This is a genomic window from Falsiroseomonas sp. (assembly GCF_051860665.1).
GTDB lineage: Bacteria > Pseudomonadota > Alphaproteobacteria > Acetobacterales > Acetobacteraceae > Falsiroseomonas.
In genome coordinates this window covers 1-13,758 of the sequence record NZ_JBHYDM010000046.1, presented here as the reverse complement: position 1 = coordinate 13,758, position 13,758 = coordinate 1, and the positions used below count along the sequence as shown (strand labels likewise).

The following is a 13,758-nucleotide window of genomic DNA, read 5'->3' as shown; positions in this document are numbered from 1 at the left end:
GCGAGGGAGCCTCCAGAATGGAGTCGACAGGAGCAGGCGGCGCCGCCCGGCTACATCTTCTGCTGCGTGCGATCATCGGCCGGCCGGTGGCCGAGGCCCGGCCCGCCGCGGTGGAGCCGCAGGGCCGCCCGCCGCGGCAGGCCTTTCGGGTCCCCGACCCAGCCGCGCCGCTGCCGACGGATGCTTCCGGCCGCTCGCCCGCGACGCCCGACTGGGAAGCCGGTCTGCCCGCCATGCTGCCCAACCTGCCCGGCACCCTGAGCAGCGAGATGCTGCGCGCCCTGTCCGAAGCCCTGTCGACGAGCCAGGCCGCCAGCCAGGCCGGCTCCCCGGAAATGGAAGCCGCGATCGCCGCCCGCCTGACCGAGATGCTTGAGGAGGCGCTGAGCGCCGCCCCGCCCACGGAGCCGGCCCTGCCGCCCGAGGGCTGAGCTTAGAGCATTTTCAAGCCATGCGGCTTCGCATGGCGACTCGGAAAATGTGTCAGAACAATAAGCTAGAGCCGTTTCAGCGTCTTCGCTTACGGTGAAACGGCTCTAGTCCCGCGGCGCCGCGGCGCGGGCCAGCCGGTCCTGGATCGCCTCGCCCAGGCCCTCCGCCGGCACCGGCATGGCCGCGATGCCCCGCAGCCCCAGCCGCTGCCCCTCCGCATCCAGCCAGCGCAGGCCGGAGAACAGCCGCGCCGCCGCCTCCGCCACATCGCCGTCCGGCGAGAGGTTCCACAGCGCCCCCGCCCCCGGCAGGGGGACCGGGCCGAAGGCCAGCAGCGCCTCATCCGCCGCCACGCCAGCCGCCGCCAGCCGCAGCGGCAGGGAGGGTGCGTAATGGGACAGCAGCATCCCCGGGCTGCGCAGGCTGCGCGTCGCCTCCGCCGCCGAGAGCGGCAGCGGGCGGCCGATGCGGCCGATCACCGCCTCGATCGCCGCCGCCGGCACCCCGCCGGGCCGCAGCAGCACCGCACCCGCGCCGGTCAGGTCGAGCACGGTGCTCTCCACCCCCACGGCGCAATCGCCCCCCTGCAGCACCGCGGCGATCCGCCCCGAAAGCCCGGCCAGCACATGCGCCACGCTGGTCGGGCTGACCTGGCCCGAGCGATTGGCCGAAGGCCCCGCGATCGGCCGTGCCGCCGCGCGCAGCATGGCCAGCGCCACCGGATGCGCCGGCACCCGCACCGCCAGCGTCTCCAGCCCCGCACCCGCCAGCAGGTCCACCCGGCAGGACGGCCGACGCGGCAGCACCAAGGTCAGCGGCCCCGGCCAGAATTCTTTTGCCAAGGCCTGCGCGCGGGAATCCGCCACCACCTCGGCAAACGCCGCCTCGGCACTCGCAAAATGGCAGATCAGCGGGTTGAAATGCGGGCGGCCCTTGGCCTCGAAGACGCGCGCCACCGCGCGGCCGTTCCAGGCATCGGCGCCCAGGCCATAGACCGTCTCGCTGGGGAAGGCGACCAGCTCCCCCGCGCGCAGCAGGGCAGCGGCCTCGGCCGGATCCTTAAGCACCTGCGTCATGCCCGCCCCTCCGCCAGGAAACCGGGATTGCGCCAGCCGGGCTTGCCGTAGCGCAGCACGGCCCCGTCCCAATCCGCCATGCGCCCGCCTGCGGCCCAAAGCACCGCCTCCGGCGCCGCCGTGTCCCATTCCATGGTGGGGCCGCGGCGCGGATAGAGATCCGCCACCCCCTCCGCCACCCGGCACAGCTTGGCGGCGGACCCCAGCGGCCGCACCTCCGCCACGCCACGCGCCGCGAGAAAATCCGCGATGCGCGGATCGCGCCCATGCTGCCGGCTGACCATCGCCACCGGGTCCCGTGCCAGCGGTCGCACCGCGATCGGCCGGGTCACGCCGCCGGCCAGCTTCCAGGCGCCCCGCCCCACGATCCCCGAAAATATCTCCTCAAATGCCGGCAGGGCGACCGCGCCGAGTACGGGGCGGCCGTCCTCCACCAGGCCGATATTCACCGCGTAGCCCTCCAGCCCCGCGGCGAAATCCCGTGTGCCGTCCAGCGGATCGACCAGCCAGAAGCGGCCTTGGATCCCCCCTGGGGGCACGGCGACGGCGCTCGCCTCATGCGCCTCCTCCGCCACCACCGGAATGCCCGGCGCGGCCTCCCGCAGCCCCTCGACGATCAGCGCCTCCGCGATCCGGTCGGCCACCGTCACCGGCGAATGGTCGCGCTTGCGCTCCACCACGAAGCCGGCCGCGCGCACGGCCTGGATCGCCGCCGCCGCCGCCCCGGCCAGGCGCACCGCCAGCGCCAGCAGGTCATCCTCATCCATGCCCGGGGGATTAGCGCCGTGCCTGTGGCGCTGTCACGGTGACACAGCGATGATACTCTCCCCGCCAGAAACGCCGGAACGGAGCCCCCATGCCCGATATCGCCTTCGCGAAGCCCGTCCTGCCGCGCTCCGGCACCCTGGTGCTGCCGCTTCCCGAAGCCGAGACAGCCGGCTCTTCCGGATCGGGCCTGCCCTGGTCCGGTCTCGCCGCCGAAGCCGATGCCGCGACCGGCGGCGCCCTGTCCCGCGGGCTGGAAGCCGCCGGCTTCAAGGGCCGCAAGGGGCAGTCCACCACCTTGTGGGCGCCCGGCGGCAACCTGGCCAAGGTCATCGCCATCGGCCTCGGCAAGTCCGCCGACCTCACCGCCACCGCCGCGGAAGCCGCCGGCGGCAGCATGATCCCGGCCCTGGCCCAGGACCGCGAGGCCACCATCGCCGCCGATAGCCTGACCCCCAGCCTCGCCGCCTCCCTCGCCATGGGCGCCCTGCTGCGGTCCTGGCGCTTCGACCGCTACCGGACGAAGGAGAAGGAGGAGGACAAGCCGAAGCTCGAACGCCTCGCCTTCGCCACCGCCGAGACCACCGCCGCCAAGCAGGCCTTCTCCCCCATGCGCGCCGTCGCCGATGGCGTCTTCCTGACCCGCGAACTCGTCAGCGAACCGCCCAATGTCCTGCACCCGGTCGAATTCGCCGACCGCTGCAAGGCGCTGGAAAAACTCGGCGTCGAAGTGGAAATCCTGGGACCCAAGGAGATGAAGCGCCTGGGCTTCGGCGCCCTGCTCGGTGTCGCCCAAGGCAGCGCCGTGGAACCCCGCATGGTCGTCATGCAGTGGAAGGGCGCGCCGAAGTCCAAGAAGCCCGCGAAACCCCTCGCCTTCATCGGCAAGGGCGTCACCTTCGACACCGGCGGCATCTCCATCAAGCCCGCCGGCGGCATGGAAGACATGAAATGGGACATGGCCGGCGCCGGCACCGTCGTCGGCCTCATGGCAGCCCTCGCCGGCCGCAAGGCGAAAGCCGACGTCGTCGGCCTCATCGGCCTGGTCGAGAACATGCCCTCCGGCACCGCGCAGCGCCCCGGCGACGTGGTGAAATCCTACTCCGGCCAGACCATCGAAGTGATCAACACCGACGCCGAAGGCCGCCTCGTCCTCGCCGACGTGCTCTGGTACTGCCAGGAACGCTTCGAACCGCGCTGCATGATCGACCTGGCGACGCTGACCGGTGCCATCATCGTCGCCCTCGGCCACGAACACGCCGGCCTCTTCTCCAACGACGACGCCCTGGCCCAACGCATCCTCGCCGCTGCCAACCTCACCGGCGAAGGCGCCTGGCGCATGCCCCTCGGCGAGGCCTACGACAAGGCCATCCGCTCCGACATCGCCGACATGAAGAACGTCGGCGGCCGTCCCGCCGGCGCCGTCACCGCCGCGCAATTCATCCAACGCTTCATCAACACCAAACACGGCCCCATGCCCTGGGCCCACCTCGACATCGCCGGCACCGCCTGGACCAACAAGGACCACCCCACCATCCCCAAAGGCGCCACCGCCTACGGCGTGCGACTCCTGGACCGGCTGGTGGCGGATTGGGACGAGGCCTGAGCCGTGAGGGTGGCGCGGGTGGCCTTGCAGGGGGCGCTGCCCCCTGCACCCCCGCCAAAGGGACAGTGGTCCCTTTGGAATCCCGTTAAGGGGCAGGCGGGAGGAGGGGCCTGCGGTCGCGTCTCGCCTGCGGTTCCTCCGTGCCCCTCCTCCCGCCTGCCCCTCATCCCCGGGTTCGAAGGGGCCACTGCCCCTTCGCTGGGGTCGCGGCGCTGCCGCGACGGAGGGAGGGCAGCGCCCTCCCTGCGAACCACCAGCGCCCCCTCATGCTGAAGCTCCGTTTCAAGCGCCCACCCGCTGATCCGGGTGCGCAGCCCGTGGTGGTGCCGCCTGGGGGTGGTCGGCTGGCTTGGGAGGAGGCGGGGGCGGCGTTGGTGGGGGGGCTGGGGGAGCAGGTCCAGGCGGTGGTGGCGGCCGAGGGGATGGCGGCGGGGGATGTCGCGGCGTTTGTGGCGGGGATGGTGTTGCGGGCCTGGCGGTTTGGAGGGTTTCGGACCGGGCGGGTGGCGCCGGGGTTGGAGCGGGTGACGCTGGTGGTGGATGACCCGGCGGCTTGCCGGGTGGCGTGGGAGGAGGCTTCGGCGGGGGTGCGGGGGTGCCTGTTTGCCCGGGAGTTGGTGGCAGAGCCGGCCAATCATCTGACGACGCGGGGGTTTGCGAAGCGGCTGGAGGGGTTGGCCGAGTTCGGGGTGCATGTGGATGTATGGGGCCGCAAGCGCTTGGCGCGGGCGGGCTTGGGTGGCTTGTTGGCGGTGGGTGGCGGGTCGGAGCATCCGCCGCGCCTGGCGGTCTTGCGTTGGCGGGGCAGTTTCGATGCGCCGCCGGTGGTGTTCGTGGGCAAGGGGCTGGTCTTCGATACGGGCGGCATTTCCATCAAGCCGGCCAAGGGGATGGAGGCGATGCGCGCGGATATGGCCGGCGCCGCGGCCTGTGCCGGGGCGATGCTGGCGCTGGCCTTGCGGCGGTCTCCGGCGCCGGCGGTGGCGGTGCTGGCGATCGCGGAGAATGCGACGGGCGCGGCCTCCTATCGCCCGGGGGATGTGCTGCGGATGGGTTCGGGGCGGACGGTGGAGGTGGTGGATACGGATGCGGAGGGGCGGCTGGTGCTGGCCGATGCGCTGCATCATGCGGTGAGCCGGTATCGGCCGCGGGCGGTGGTGGATCTGGCGACGCTGACGGGGGCGATCGTCACGGCGCTGGGGCATCACCGGGCCGGGTTGTTCGGCCGGGATGCGGCGCTGCTGTCGGCCCTGGCGGCGGCGGGGGAGGAGGTGGGCGAGCGGCTCTGGCCCATGCCGATCGGGGCGCGGCACCGGGCGGATCTGCGCTCCGGGATCGCCGATATCCGGCAATGCATGCCGGCGGGCAGCGGGCGGCAGCCGGATGCCAGCCATGCGGCGGCCTTCCTGGAGGAATTCGTGGACGGGGCGCCCTGGGCGCATCTGGATATCGCGGGGGTGGAGACGCAGGAGAAGCCGCATGCGCTGGGCCCGGCCGGGGCCACCGGCTTCGGGGCGCGGCTGCTGGATCGCCTGGTGGCGGCGCAGTATGAGGAGCCGCCGGAGCCGGCGGGAGGGCGCGCCTGATGGCCGATTACGGCTTCTACCACCTGACGCGCACGCCGCTGGAGCAGGCGCTGCCGAAGCTGCTGGGCCGGGTGCTGGCGGGCGGCGGGCGGGCCATGGTGCGGCTGGCGGAGCCGGCGCGGCTGGAGGCGCTGGATGCCGCGCTCTGGACCTGTCCGGACCCGGATTGGCTGCCGCATGGCTCGCCGCGCACGGGGCATCCCCGGCTGCAGCCGATCTGGCTGACGACCGAGGATGCGGGGCCGGAGGGGGCGCCGAACGGGGCGCGCTTCCTGTTCCTGCTGGAGAACAGCGAAAGCGCCCATCTGGCGGCTTTCGACCGGGTGCTGGACCTCTTCGATGGCGGGGATGCGGAGGCGGTGGCGGCGGCGCGCGGCCGCTGGAAGGCGGCCAAGGCGGCGGGCCATGCCCTGACCTATTGGCAGCAGGGGGCGCGGGGCTGGGAGAAGAAGGCCTGACGGGGATGGGCGCGGAGCTCGCAACTTTTGGTTGCGATTTCTGACCGATCCGGGATAGTTTTCCTAGATCGCGATCGGCCCTGCCGGGATCCCCGGCCCGTGATCCGCCGGACGCGCAGTTCCGGGGGGATCCGGCCATGCAGGTCCGCAACCATATCCTTGAAGACGTGCCCTTCGACGCCTCGCCGCATATCGGGGCCGCCATCACCCCGCGCTTCCTGGTCATGCACTATACGGCCGGCGGGTCGGCGCTGAATTCGGTGCGCGCCATTCGCGACCGGGGGCTGTCCGCGCATTTCTTCGTCGATCGCGACGGCGCCATCATCCAGACCGTGCCCTGCAACCGGCTGGCCTATCATGCCGGCCCGTCCCATTGGCGGGGGCATGACGGGCTGAACAGCTGCGCCATCGGCATCGAGATCGCCAATCTCGGCTGGCTGGATCGCAAGGAGGCCGGCGGCTGGACCCGCGGCGGCCTCACCCGCGTGCTGCCGGAGGCCGAGGTGGTGGTGGCCGCGCACAAGAATGGCGGCCGCAGCATGGGGTGGGAGGCCTATCCGGAGGCGCAGCTCAAGGCCGTGGCGGCGCTGACGGAGGCCATCCGCAAGGCCTATCCCAGCATCCAGGAGGTGGTGGGCCATGACGATATCTCGCCCGGCCGCAAGCAGGACCCCGGCCCGGCCTTCCCGCTGGCGCGCTTCCAGCACCTGGGCGGCGCCGCCGGCTCCGGCACCCTGGCCGAGAACGATTTCGGGACATTCGAGGTCTCGGCGCGCGAGGAGCTGAACCTGCGCGGCGGCCCGGGGACCGGCTTCGCGGTGCTCCGCAAACTGTCGCCGGGGTCACGCCTGCGGGTGCTGCGGGAGGAGGGGGATTGGCGCCTGGTGGATCTGCAGGGCGACGCCGTGCCGGACGGTTTCGTCCACGGCGCCTTCCTGCGGCGGCTGGGGGCGTGAGGCTCAGCCCTCCAGCTTCACCCCGGTCAGCTCCACCATCTCCGCCCAGCGGGCGACTTCCGCCCGCTGGAAGGCGGCGAAGGCGGCCGGGCCCTGGGGGTCCAGGGTGAAGGCAGCGGCCGCCAGGCGGCGCTGCGCCTCGGCATCGCCTAGCGAGCCCAGGAAGGCCTGGGCCAGGCGCTCCGCCGCCGCCGCCGGCAGGCCGGCCGGGGCGAAAAGGCCGAACCAGGCATCGACGGCCATATAGGGCAGGCCCGCCTCGGCCGCCGTCGGCACATCCGGAAAATCCGCCAGCCGCGCGGGGGCGCCGATCTGCAGCGCGCGCAGCCGCCCCTCCCGCACCAGCGCGGCGACGGTGGGGAAGGTGGAGGTATAGAAGTCGACGATGCCGGCCATGGTATCGGTGGCTGCCGGCGCCGCGCCGCGATAGGGCACGTGCGTGGCGTTCATCCCGGCCCGCCGCACCAGCGTCTCCGAGATCACATGGCTGGCCGAGCCGGCCTGGGAGGAGGCGTAGCTCAGCTGCCCGCCATTGCGGCCGAGCTCCACCAGTTCCGCCATGGTGCGGGCGCGGGAATTGGCCGGCACCACGGTTGCGTGATGCACCGTGGCCAGCTTGGCCACCGGGGTGAAGCTGTCCACCACGTGATAGGGCAGGCGCGCCATCATCGCCTGGTTGGAGGCATGGGTCTGGTTGTGGCCGAGGATCAGGGTCAGCCCATCCGGCGCGGCGCGGCTCGCGGCCTCCGCCCCGATCACGCCACCGGCGCCGGCGCGGTTGTCCACCACCACCGGCTGGCCGAGCGCGGCCGCCGCCTTCTCCCCGGTCACGCGCGCCAGGATATCCGTGGGCCCGCCGGGCGGGGCGGGGACGATGAGGCGGATGGGGCCGGCGCCCTGGGCCAGGGCAAGGCGCGAAAGGGCGGGCGCGGCGAGGGCGGCAAGCGGCAGGGCGGCAAGGCTGCGGCGGCGGATCATGGCGTTTCTTCCCCCGGGATCATTATCAAAGCCGTGTCGCAACCGCCCCCGCCAGCGTCAAGACCGGAGGCAGGGTCCGGGTCTTGCGAGCCGGGTTTCACCTCCGTGGCACCAACTCGCCTTCCGGTTGCATCGGGTCGCCCGTCTGGTGCAAGCTGCCTTCCGCCAGACCTTGGGGAAGGACATGGCCATGGAAACGCTGACGCGCCTGGAAGACCAGTCCGGACCTGCCCTGCCCGCCGAACCCGGCACGGCGCGCGCCCTCTGGCCCACCTTCCTGCGCCGGACCCTGGCGGAGGAGGAGGTGGCGGCCGCGCCGCTCAGGCCGCTTCGACCTGCTCCGACAAGTGCAGCCATTCCTCCTCCAGCGCCGCGGTCTGGCGGGCGATGACGATGCGCCGCGTATTGGCCCAGGTGATGTCCTCGGGCTTGCGCTTGGCATAGGTGGCGGGGTCGGACAGGCGCTTCTCGATCAGCTTCGCCTCCAGGGCCAGCTTCTCCATCTCCCGCTCGATCTCCTTCAGCCGGGTGCGCATCGGCGCCAGCGCGGCGCGGGAGCTTGCGGATTTCTTCCGCTCCTGCGCCCCCTTGCCGCCGGCCTCCGCCTCCGCCGGCCGGCCGCCGCCGCGGGCACGATCGGCCAGCAGGGCGCGGTATTCGTCCATGTCGCCGTCGAAGGACTTCACCTGGCCGTCGGCGACCAGCCAGAGCCGGTCCGCCACCAGCTCCACCAGATGCGGGTCGTGGGTGATGAGCAGCACGGCGCCCTGGTAGTCCGCCAGCGCGCGCACCAGCGCCTCCCGCGCATCGATGTCGAGGTGGTTGGTGGGCTCGTCGAGAATGAGCAGCTGCGGCGCGTCCCGCGTGCAGAGCGCCAGCAGAAGGCGGGCCTTCTCGCCGCCCGAGCAATTGGCGATCCGCGTCTCCGCGCGCTCCACCGTCAGGCCGAAGCGGGCGAGCTGGCTGCGGCACTGGCTGACGGTGGCATGCGGCAGCGCCGCCTGCATATGCGACAGCGGCGTGCCGCTGGCGTCCAGATCCTCCGACTGGTGCTGCGCGAAGAAGCCAACGCGCAGCCGCGGCGCGCGCTTCACCGTGCCCTTCGACGGCCCGAGCCGGCCGGCCAGCAGCTTGGCCAGCGTCGACTTGCCGTTGCCGTTGGCGCCGAGCAGGGCGATGCGGTCCTCCTGGTCGATCCGCAGGTCCAGGTTGCGCAGGATGGGCGGGCCGCCATAGCCGACCTCGACATGCTCCAGCGCCAGGACGGGGGGCGCCAGCTCCTCCGGCTCGGGGAAGGAGAAGGTGGTGCTGGCATCCTCGATCACGGCATCCAGCACCGGCAGCTTCTCCAGCGCCTTGATGCGGGACTGCGCCTGCTTGGCCTTGCTCGCCTTGGCGCGGAAGCGGTCGACGAAGGCCTGCATATGGGCGCGCTGGGCGGCGATCTTGCCGCGCTGTGCCTCCTGCTGCGCCGCGCGTTCGGTGCGGATGCGGACGAAGCGCTCGTAATTGCCGGGGTAGTAGAGGATCTTGCCGCGATCGAGATGCGCGATGCCGTCCACCGCGCGATCCAGCAGCCCGCGATCATGGCTGACGATGATGGCGGCCCCGGCGAAGCGGGCGAGCCACCCCTCCAGCCACAAGGTCGCTTCCAGGTCCAGGTGGTTGGTCGGCTCGTCCAGCAGCAGCAGATCGGGCTCCAGGAACAGCGCCCGGGCCAGCGCCACGCGCATGCGCCAGCCACCGGAATAGGACGACAGCGGCCGCGCCTGCGCCTCCGCATCGAAGCCGAGGCCGGCCAGGACCGTGGCCGCGCGCGCCGGCGCGGCATCGGCCTGGATCGCCATCAGCCTTTCGTGGATCTCCGCCGCGCGATGCGCCTGGTCGTCGCGCTCCAGCGCCGCCAGCAGCTCCGCGCGTTCCGTATCCGCCTCCAGCACCGCCTCCAGCAGCGAGGATTCACCGCCCGGCGCCTCCTGCGCCACCACGCCCATGCGGGCGCGGGCGGCGAGCTTGATCTCGCCGCCATCCGGGATCAGCTCCTTGGTGATGGCCTTCAGCAAAGTGGACTTGCCCGCGCCATTGCGCCCCACCAGGCCGAGCTTGTGGCCGGTGTCGAGCGTCAGCTCGGCGCCGTTGAGCAGCTCCCGCCCGCCGAAGCGGATGGTGAGGTCGCGGATGATGAGAACGGTCATGCGAGGCTTCTTAGCGGGCCTTTCCGCCAAGGCGTAGGGGCTTCAAGCTGCGCGGGACAGGAGAGCCCCACATGGACCAGACCGACGAGAGCTTCATGCGCCGCGCCATCGCGCTTTCCGCCCAGGCCGCCACCACCCCCGGCGCGCAGCCCTTCGGCGCCGTGGTGGTGAAGGATGGGCAGGTGGTGGGGGAGGGGTTCAACCAGGCCATCGGCAAGCTCGACCCCACCTCGCATGGGGAGACGGAGGCGATGCGCGACGCCTGCAACCGCCTCGGCACGCTGGACCTGTCCGGCTGCACCGTCTTCACCAGCTGCGAGCCCTGCGCGCTCTGCGTCGCGGCGATGCAGATCGCGAAGGTGGAGGCCGTGGTCTATGCCGCCGCCATGGCGGACAGCGCCCGGGTGCTGGCCGGGGTGGGTCCGGGGCGGCGGGTGCGCGTGGATGCCACCGCGCTGCGGTTGGAAACTTCCGCGCCCATCGGCACGCATCGCATGAAGGCCCGCCGCGCCCTGGTGGCGGAGGCGGTGGGGGTGCTGGAGGCCTGGGCCGCGCAGCCGTAATCGCGCCGACCCTTGCGCGCTCGTGAAACCCCGCCTATCCGGCGCGCCACCAACCAAGGATCAGTCCCATGGCCATCGAGCGCACCTTCAGCATCCTCAAGCCCGACGCGACCCGCCGCAACCTGACCGGCAAGATCAACGCCGTGTTCGAGGAGGCGGGCCTGCGTATCGTCGCGCAGAAGCGCATCCACATGACCCGCGCCCAGGCCGAGACCTTCTACGGCGTGCACAAGGAGCGCGGCTTCTTCAACGACCTGGTGACCTTCATGACCTCCGGCCCGGTCGTCGTGCAGGTGCTGGAAGGCGAGAATGCGGTGGCCAGGCACCGTGAGGTGATGGGCGCCACCAACCCGGCGAACGCCGCCGAGGGCACCGTGCGCAAGCTCTTCGCCGAGAGCATCGAGGCGAATTCCGTCCATGGCTCCGACAGCCTGGAGAATGCCGCGATCGAGATCGCCTATTTCTTCGCCGGCACCGAGATCGTCGGCTGAGTCTTTGCCAAAGCCCTCTCCCCCTTCGGGGGGAGAGGGTTGGGTGAGGGGGGCTACGTCGCCGCCCCGTCAGACATCAGACCAAGAAGATCCACATCAGGACCAGGATGGCGACCGTCGCGCCGATGCCCCAGACGGTGGCGCGCAGGAAGCCGGCATAGAGGCCCTGGCGCTCGGCCATGATGTCCTCGGCCTTGACTTCGATCATCTCGTAGGTCGGCGCCTGTTCGGCCATGGAGTCCTCGTTCGGGTCAGCTTGCGGAGCGGTTTGTAGGAACCGGGGCCGGGCCGGGCAAGGGGTTCGCGAGCGCGCCGGAGGCCGCCGGGGCCGCCACCGTCACCACATCGCCCTCGATCCGCACCAGGCCCGCGGCCAGCCAGCCTATCGCGGCGGGGTAAATGCGGTGTTCCTGCTCCAGCACCCGCGCGGCGAGGCTCGCCTCGTCATCGTCGGACAATACCGGCACCGCGGCCTGGGCCAGGATCGGCCCCTCATCCACGCCCGACCGCACCAGGTGCACGGTGCAGCCATGCAGCTTCACTCCGGCGGCAAGCGCGCGGGCATGGGTGTCCAGCCCCTTGAACAGCGGCAGCAGGGAGGGGTGGATATTCACCAGCCGGTCGCGCCAGCGATCGACGAAGCCCTCCGTCAGCACCCGCATGAAGCCGGCGAGTGCCACCAGCTGCACCCCGTGGCGGGCGAGTTCGGCTTCCATCGCCACCTCGAAGCCGGCGCGGTCACCCTTGAAGGCGCGGCTTTCCACCACGGCGGTGGGCACGCCGGCCGCCTCGGCCACCGCCAGCCCGGCGGCATCCGCCCGGTTCGACAGCACCAGGGCGATGGTGGCGGGATAGCCCGGCTGGGCGGCGGCGCGCAGCAGCGCGGCCATGTTGCTGCCGCGGCCGGAGATCAGGATGGCGATGCGCATTCTTGGTCCTGACAGCATCGGGTGGCACCGCGCGGGAAAGACCCCCACCCCGACCAGGCTTTGGCGTTGCGGCAGTGCCGCAACCCCCCGCAGGTGCGGGAGAGGGAGAAGCCGTCCGCAGCCTCAAAGGTGAAGCCCTCTCCACCCGTAGGGGGGAGAGGGTGGGGTGAGGGGGGCCTCGGAGACGGGCGCACCCTCGCTCACCCCGGCCAGCCGGCCCCCAGATGATCAATCCGCACGCCGGCCTTGCCCTCGCCGGCCTCCAGCGCGCCGATGCGGAACACCGTCTCGCCATCCGCCTCCAGCTGCGCCTGTGCCGCCTCCGCCTGGTCGGCGGGCACCACCAGCACCATGCCGAGGCCGCAGTTGAAGACCCGCAGCATCTCCTCCGCCGCCACATTCCCCGTCCGCGCCAGCCAGCCGAAGACGGGCGGCAGGGTCCAGGCGCGGGCATCCAGCGCCGCCACCACGCCATCCGGCAGCACGCGGGGCAGGTTGCCCGGCAGGCCGCCGCCGGTGATATGGGCGGCCGCCTTCAGCAGCCCGGCGCGGTGCAGCGCCAGCACCGGCTTCACATAGATCCGCGTCGGCACCAGCAGCGCCTCCGCCACGCTTTTGCCTGTCGCGAAGGGGGCCGGCGCGTCCATGGTCAGGTTCGTGCCTTCCAGGATCCGCCGCACCAGCGAGAATCCGTTGGAATGCACGCCGGAGCTGGCCAGGCCCAGCAGCACGTCGCCCGGGCCGACATCGGGGCGCGGCAGCAGTGCGTCGCGCTCCGCGGCGCCCACGGTGAAGCCGGCCAGGTCGTAGTCGCCGCCCTTGTAGAGGCCGGGCATCTCCGCCGTCTCGCCGCCCACCAGGGCGCAGCCGGCGATCCGGCAGCCCTCGGCGATGCCACCCACCACGGCGGCGGCCTGCGCCACCTCCAGCTTGCCGGTCGCGAAATAGTCCAGGAAGAACAGCGGCTCCGCGCCCTGCACCACCAGGTCGTTCACGCACATGGCCACCAGGTCCTGGCCGACGAAGCCATGGATGCCGGAATCGATCGCCAGCTTCAGCTTGGTGCCCACCCCATCGGTGGAGCTCACCAGCACCGGGTCCCGGAACCCGGCCGCCTTCAGATCGAACAGCGCGCCGAAACCGCCGAGCCCGCCCATCGTTCCAGCCCTGTCGGTGCTGCGGGCGAGGGGCTTGATCACCTCCACCAGCGCGTCGCCGGCTTCGATATCCACCCCCGCGTCACGGTAGGTCAGGCTGGTCATGGCGGCCCCCGATCGGGTATGCGGCTGAGAACGGAAAAGGACGGAAGCATGCCGGTCAGCCAGCGGCGGGCCCAGCGGGGCGGAAACAACCACGCGAGCGTGGCCTCCGCAATCCGGATGCTCGGCCTCGCCCTTCTGCTGCTGTCCGGCCTGGCCCTGCGGCCGGCCCTGGCGCAGGACGATCCGCTGGTGCAGCGCGGCGTGCCGGCCGAGGCGACGGCGGAGACCGCGGTGCTGGCGCGGGAACAGGCGCTGAATGCCGGCCAGCGCCTGGCCTATGAGCGGATGGCCGCCGCCACCGGCCTCAGCACCAGCGCCTCCACCCAGCAGATCGAATCCATGGTCCGCTCCCTGGTCATCGAATCGGAGCGGATCACGGCGCGGACCTATACCGCCCGCATCACGGTGAACTTCAACCCGCAGGGCGTCGCCGCCGCCGGCGGCCGCCTGCCCGGCGGGGC

At 72.0% G+C, this 13,758-nt stretch carries 15 protein-coding genes; 8 read left to right on the top strand and 7 right to left on the bottom strand.

The features are described from left to right. The first annotated feature begins 17 nt into the window (after positions 1-17). On the top strand, positions 18-431 hold the full coding sequence (locus tag ACTIF1_RS25120; RefSeq protein WP_439599203.1) for a hypothetical protein: 414 nt from the start codon (positions 18-20) through the stop codon (positions 429-431). A gap of 105 nt (positions 432-536) precedes the next feature. Here the strand turns inward: ACTIF1_RS25120 and ACTIF1_RS25115 are convergent, their stop codons facing one another. Both ACTIF1_RS25115 and ACTIF1_RS25110 read right to left on the bottom strand, forming a co-directional pair. Beyond that, on the bottom strand, positions 537-1,508 hold the full coding sequence (locus ACTIF1_RS25115) for an L-threonylcarbamoyladenylate synthase (RefSeq protein WP_439599202.1): 972 nt from the start codon (positions 1,506-1,508) through the stop codon (positions 537-539). Then, complete coding sequence (locus tag ACTIF1_RS25110) at positions 1,505-2,275, bottom strand: 3'(2'),5'-bisphosphate nucleotidase CysQ family protein (protein WP_439599201.1); 771 nt, start codon at positions 2,273-2,275, stop codon at positions 1,505-1,507. Before ACTIF1_RS25110 ends, ACTIF1_RS25115 begins: the two co-directional genes overlap by 4 nt. An 89-nt stretch (positions 2,276-2,364) precedes the next feature. Between ACTIF1_RS25110 and ACTIF1_RS25105 the strand changes: the two genes are divergently transcribed. The 4 genes from ACTIF1_RS25105 (at position 2,365) to ACTIF1_RS25090 (ending at position 6,879) form a co-directional block, all read left to right on the top strand. Beyond that, positions 2,365-3,879, top strand: a complete 1,515-nt coding sequence (locus ACTIF1_RS25105) for a leucyl aminopeptidase (RefSeq protein ID WP_439599200.1) — start codon at positions 2,365-2,367, stop codon at positions 3,877-3,879. Positions 3,880-4,145: 266 nt separating this feature from the next. Beyond that, positions 4,146-5,465, top strand: a complete 1,320-nt coding sequence (locus ACTIF1_RS25100) for a leucyl aminopeptidase family protein (RefSeq protein ID WP_439599199.1) — start codon at positions 4,146-4,148, stop codon at positions 5,463-5,465. Beyond that, positions 5,465-5,923, top strand: coding sequence for a DNA polymerase III subunit chi (locus tag ACTIF1_RS25095; protein ID WP_439599198.1), 459 nt, complete (start codon positions 5,465-5,467; stop codon positions 5,921-5,923). Before ACTIF1_RS25100 ends, ACTIF1_RS25095 begins: the two co-directional genes overlap by 1 nt. 137 nt (positions 5,924-6,060) lie before the next feature. Next, on the top strand, positions 6,061-6,879 hold the full coding sequence (locus tag ACTIF1_RS25090; protein ID WP_439599197.1) for an N-acetylmuramoyl-L-alanine amidase: 819 nt from the start codon (positions 6,061-6,063) through the stop codon (positions 6,877-6,879). A gap of 3 nt (positions 6,880-6,882) precedes the next feature. On the opposite strand, the gene ACTIF1_RS25085 is transcribed toward ACTIF1_RS25090, so the two are convergent. Both ACTIF1_RS25085 and ACTIF1_RS25080 read right to left on the bottom strand, forming a co-directional pair. Further along, positions 6,883-7,857: a Bug family tripartite tricarboxylate transporter substrate binding protein gene (locus ACTIF1_RS25085; protein WP_439599196.1), complete on the bottom strand. Its 975-nt coding sequence runs from the start codon at positions 7,855-7,857 to the stop codon at positions 6,883-6,885. A gap of 320 nt (positions 7,858-8,177) precedes the next feature. After that, positions 8,178-10,052, bottom strand: coding sequence for an ABC-F family ATP-binding cassette domain-containing protein (locus ACTIF1_RS25080; RefSeq protein WP_439599195.1), 1,875 nt, complete (start codon positions 10,050-10,052; stop codon positions 8,178-8,180). 71 nt (positions 10,053-10,123) lie between these two features. On the opposite strand from ACTIF1_RS25080, the gene ACTIF1_RS25075 reads away from it, so the two are divergent. Further along, the gene (locus ACTIF1_RS25075; RefSeq protein ID WP_439599194.1) at positions 10,124-10,615 is read left to right on the top strand and encodes a nucleoside deaminase; all 492 of its coding nucleotides are present in this window, start codon (positions 10,124-10,126) and stop codon (positions 10,613-10,615) included. A gap of 68 nt (positions 10,616-10,683) precedes the next feature. Next, positions 10,684-11,106 (top strand): nucleoside-diphosphate kinase, encoded by a 423-nt coding sequence (ndk, locus tag ACTIF1_RS25070; RefSeq protein ID WP_439599193.1) that lies wholly within the window; start codon positions 10,684-10,686, stop codon positions 11,104-11,106. A gap of 76 nt (positions 11,107-11,182) precedes the next feature. On the opposite strand, the gene ACTIF1_RS25065 is transcribed toward ndk, so the two are convergent. The 3 genes from ACTIF1_RS25065 to purM form a co-directional block, all read right to left on the bottom strand. Next, the gene (locus ACTIF1_RS25065; RefSeq protein ID WP_439599192.1) at positions 11,183-11,341 is read right to left on the bottom strand and encodes an aa3-type cytochrome c oxidase subunit IV; all 159 of its coding nucleotides are present in this window, start codon (positions 11,339-11,341) and stop codon (positions 11,183-11,185) included. A gap of 16 nt (positions 11,342-11,357) precedes the next feature. Beyond that, entirely contained in the window at positions 11,358-12,035 is a 678-nt protein-coding gene (gene purN, locus ACTIF1_RS25060) for a phosphoribosylglycinamide formyltransferase (RefSeq protein WP_439599191.1), read from the bottom strand. Between the two features lie 200 nt (positions 12,036-12,235). Beyond that, positions 12,236-13,297: a phosphoribosylformylglycinamidine cyclo-ligase gene (gene purM, locus ACTIF1_RS25055; protein WP_439599190.1), complete on the bottom strand. Its 1,062-nt coding sequence runs from the start codon at positions 13,295-13,297 to the stop codon at positions 12,236-12,238. Between the two features lie 99 nt (positions 13,298-13,396). On the opposite strand from purM, the gene ACTIF1_RS25050 reads away from it, so the two are divergent. Next, positions 13,397-13,758: hypothetical protein (locus ACTIF1_RS25050; RefSeq protein WP_439599189.1), on the top strand; the 362-nt coding region annotated here is incomplete at its 3' end.

Excerpts from the sequence above, each read along its gene's own strand:
- ACTIF1_RS25120 (WP_439599203.1), top strand. The coding sequence starts at position 18 with ATGGAGTCGACAGGAGCAGGCGGCGCCGCCCGGCTACATCTTCTGCTG.
- ACTIF1_RS25115 (WP_439599202.1), bottom strand. The coding sequence starts at position 1,508 with ATGACGCAGGTGCTTAAGGATCCGGCCGAGGCCGCTGCCCTGCTGCGC.
- ACTIF1_RS25110 (WP_439599201.1), bottom strand. The coding sequence starts at position 2,275 with ATGGATGAGGATGACCTGCTGGCGCTGGCGGTGCGCCTGGCCGGGGCG.
- ACTIF1_RS25105 (WP_439599200.1), top strand. The coding sequence starts at position 2,365 with ATGCCCGATATCGCCTTCGCGAAGCCCGTCCTGCCGCGCTCCGGCACC.
- ACTIF1_RS25100 (WP_439599199.1), top strand. The coding sequence starts at position 4,146 with ATGCTGAAGCTCCGTTTCAAGCGCCCACCCGCTGATCCGGGTGCGCAG.
- ACTIF1_RS25095 (WP_439599198.1), top strand. The coding sequence starts at position 5,465 with ATGGCCGATTACGGCTTCTACCACCTGACGCGCACGCCGCTGGAGCAG.
- ACTIF1_RS25090 (WP_439599197.1), top strand. The coding sequence starts at position 6,061 with ATGCAGGTCCGCAACCATATCCTTGAAGACGTGCCCTTCGACGCCTCG.
- ACTIF1_RS25085 (WP_439599196.1), bottom strand. The coding sequence starts at position 7,857 with ATGATCCGCCGCCGCAGCCTTGCCGCCCTGCCGCTTGCCGCCCTCGCC.
- ACTIF1_RS25080 (WP_439599195.1), bottom strand. The coding sequence starts at position 10,052 with ATGACCGTTCTCATCATCCGCGACCTCACCATCCGCTTCGGCGGGCGG.
- ACTIF1_RS25075 (WP_439599194.1), top strand. The coding sequence starts at position 10,124 with ATGGACCAGACCGACGAGAGCTTCATGCGCCGCGCCATCGCGCTTTCC.
- ndk (WP_439599193.1), top strand. The coding sequence starts at position 10,684 with ATGGCCATCGAGCGCACCTTCAGCATCCTCAAGCCCGACGCGACCCGC.
- ACTIF1_RS25065 (WP_439599192.1), bottom strand. The coding sequence starts at position 11,341 with ATGGCCGAACAGGCGCCGACCTACGAGATGATCGAAGTCAAGGCCGAG.
- purN (WP_439599191.1), bottom strand. The coding sequence starts at position 12,035 with ATGCGCATCGCCATCCTGATCTCCGGCCGCGGCAGCAACATGGCCGCG.
- purM (WP_439599190.1), bottom strand. The coding sequence starts at position 13,297 with ATGACCAGCCTGACCTACCGTGACGCGGGGGTGGATATCGAAGCCGGC.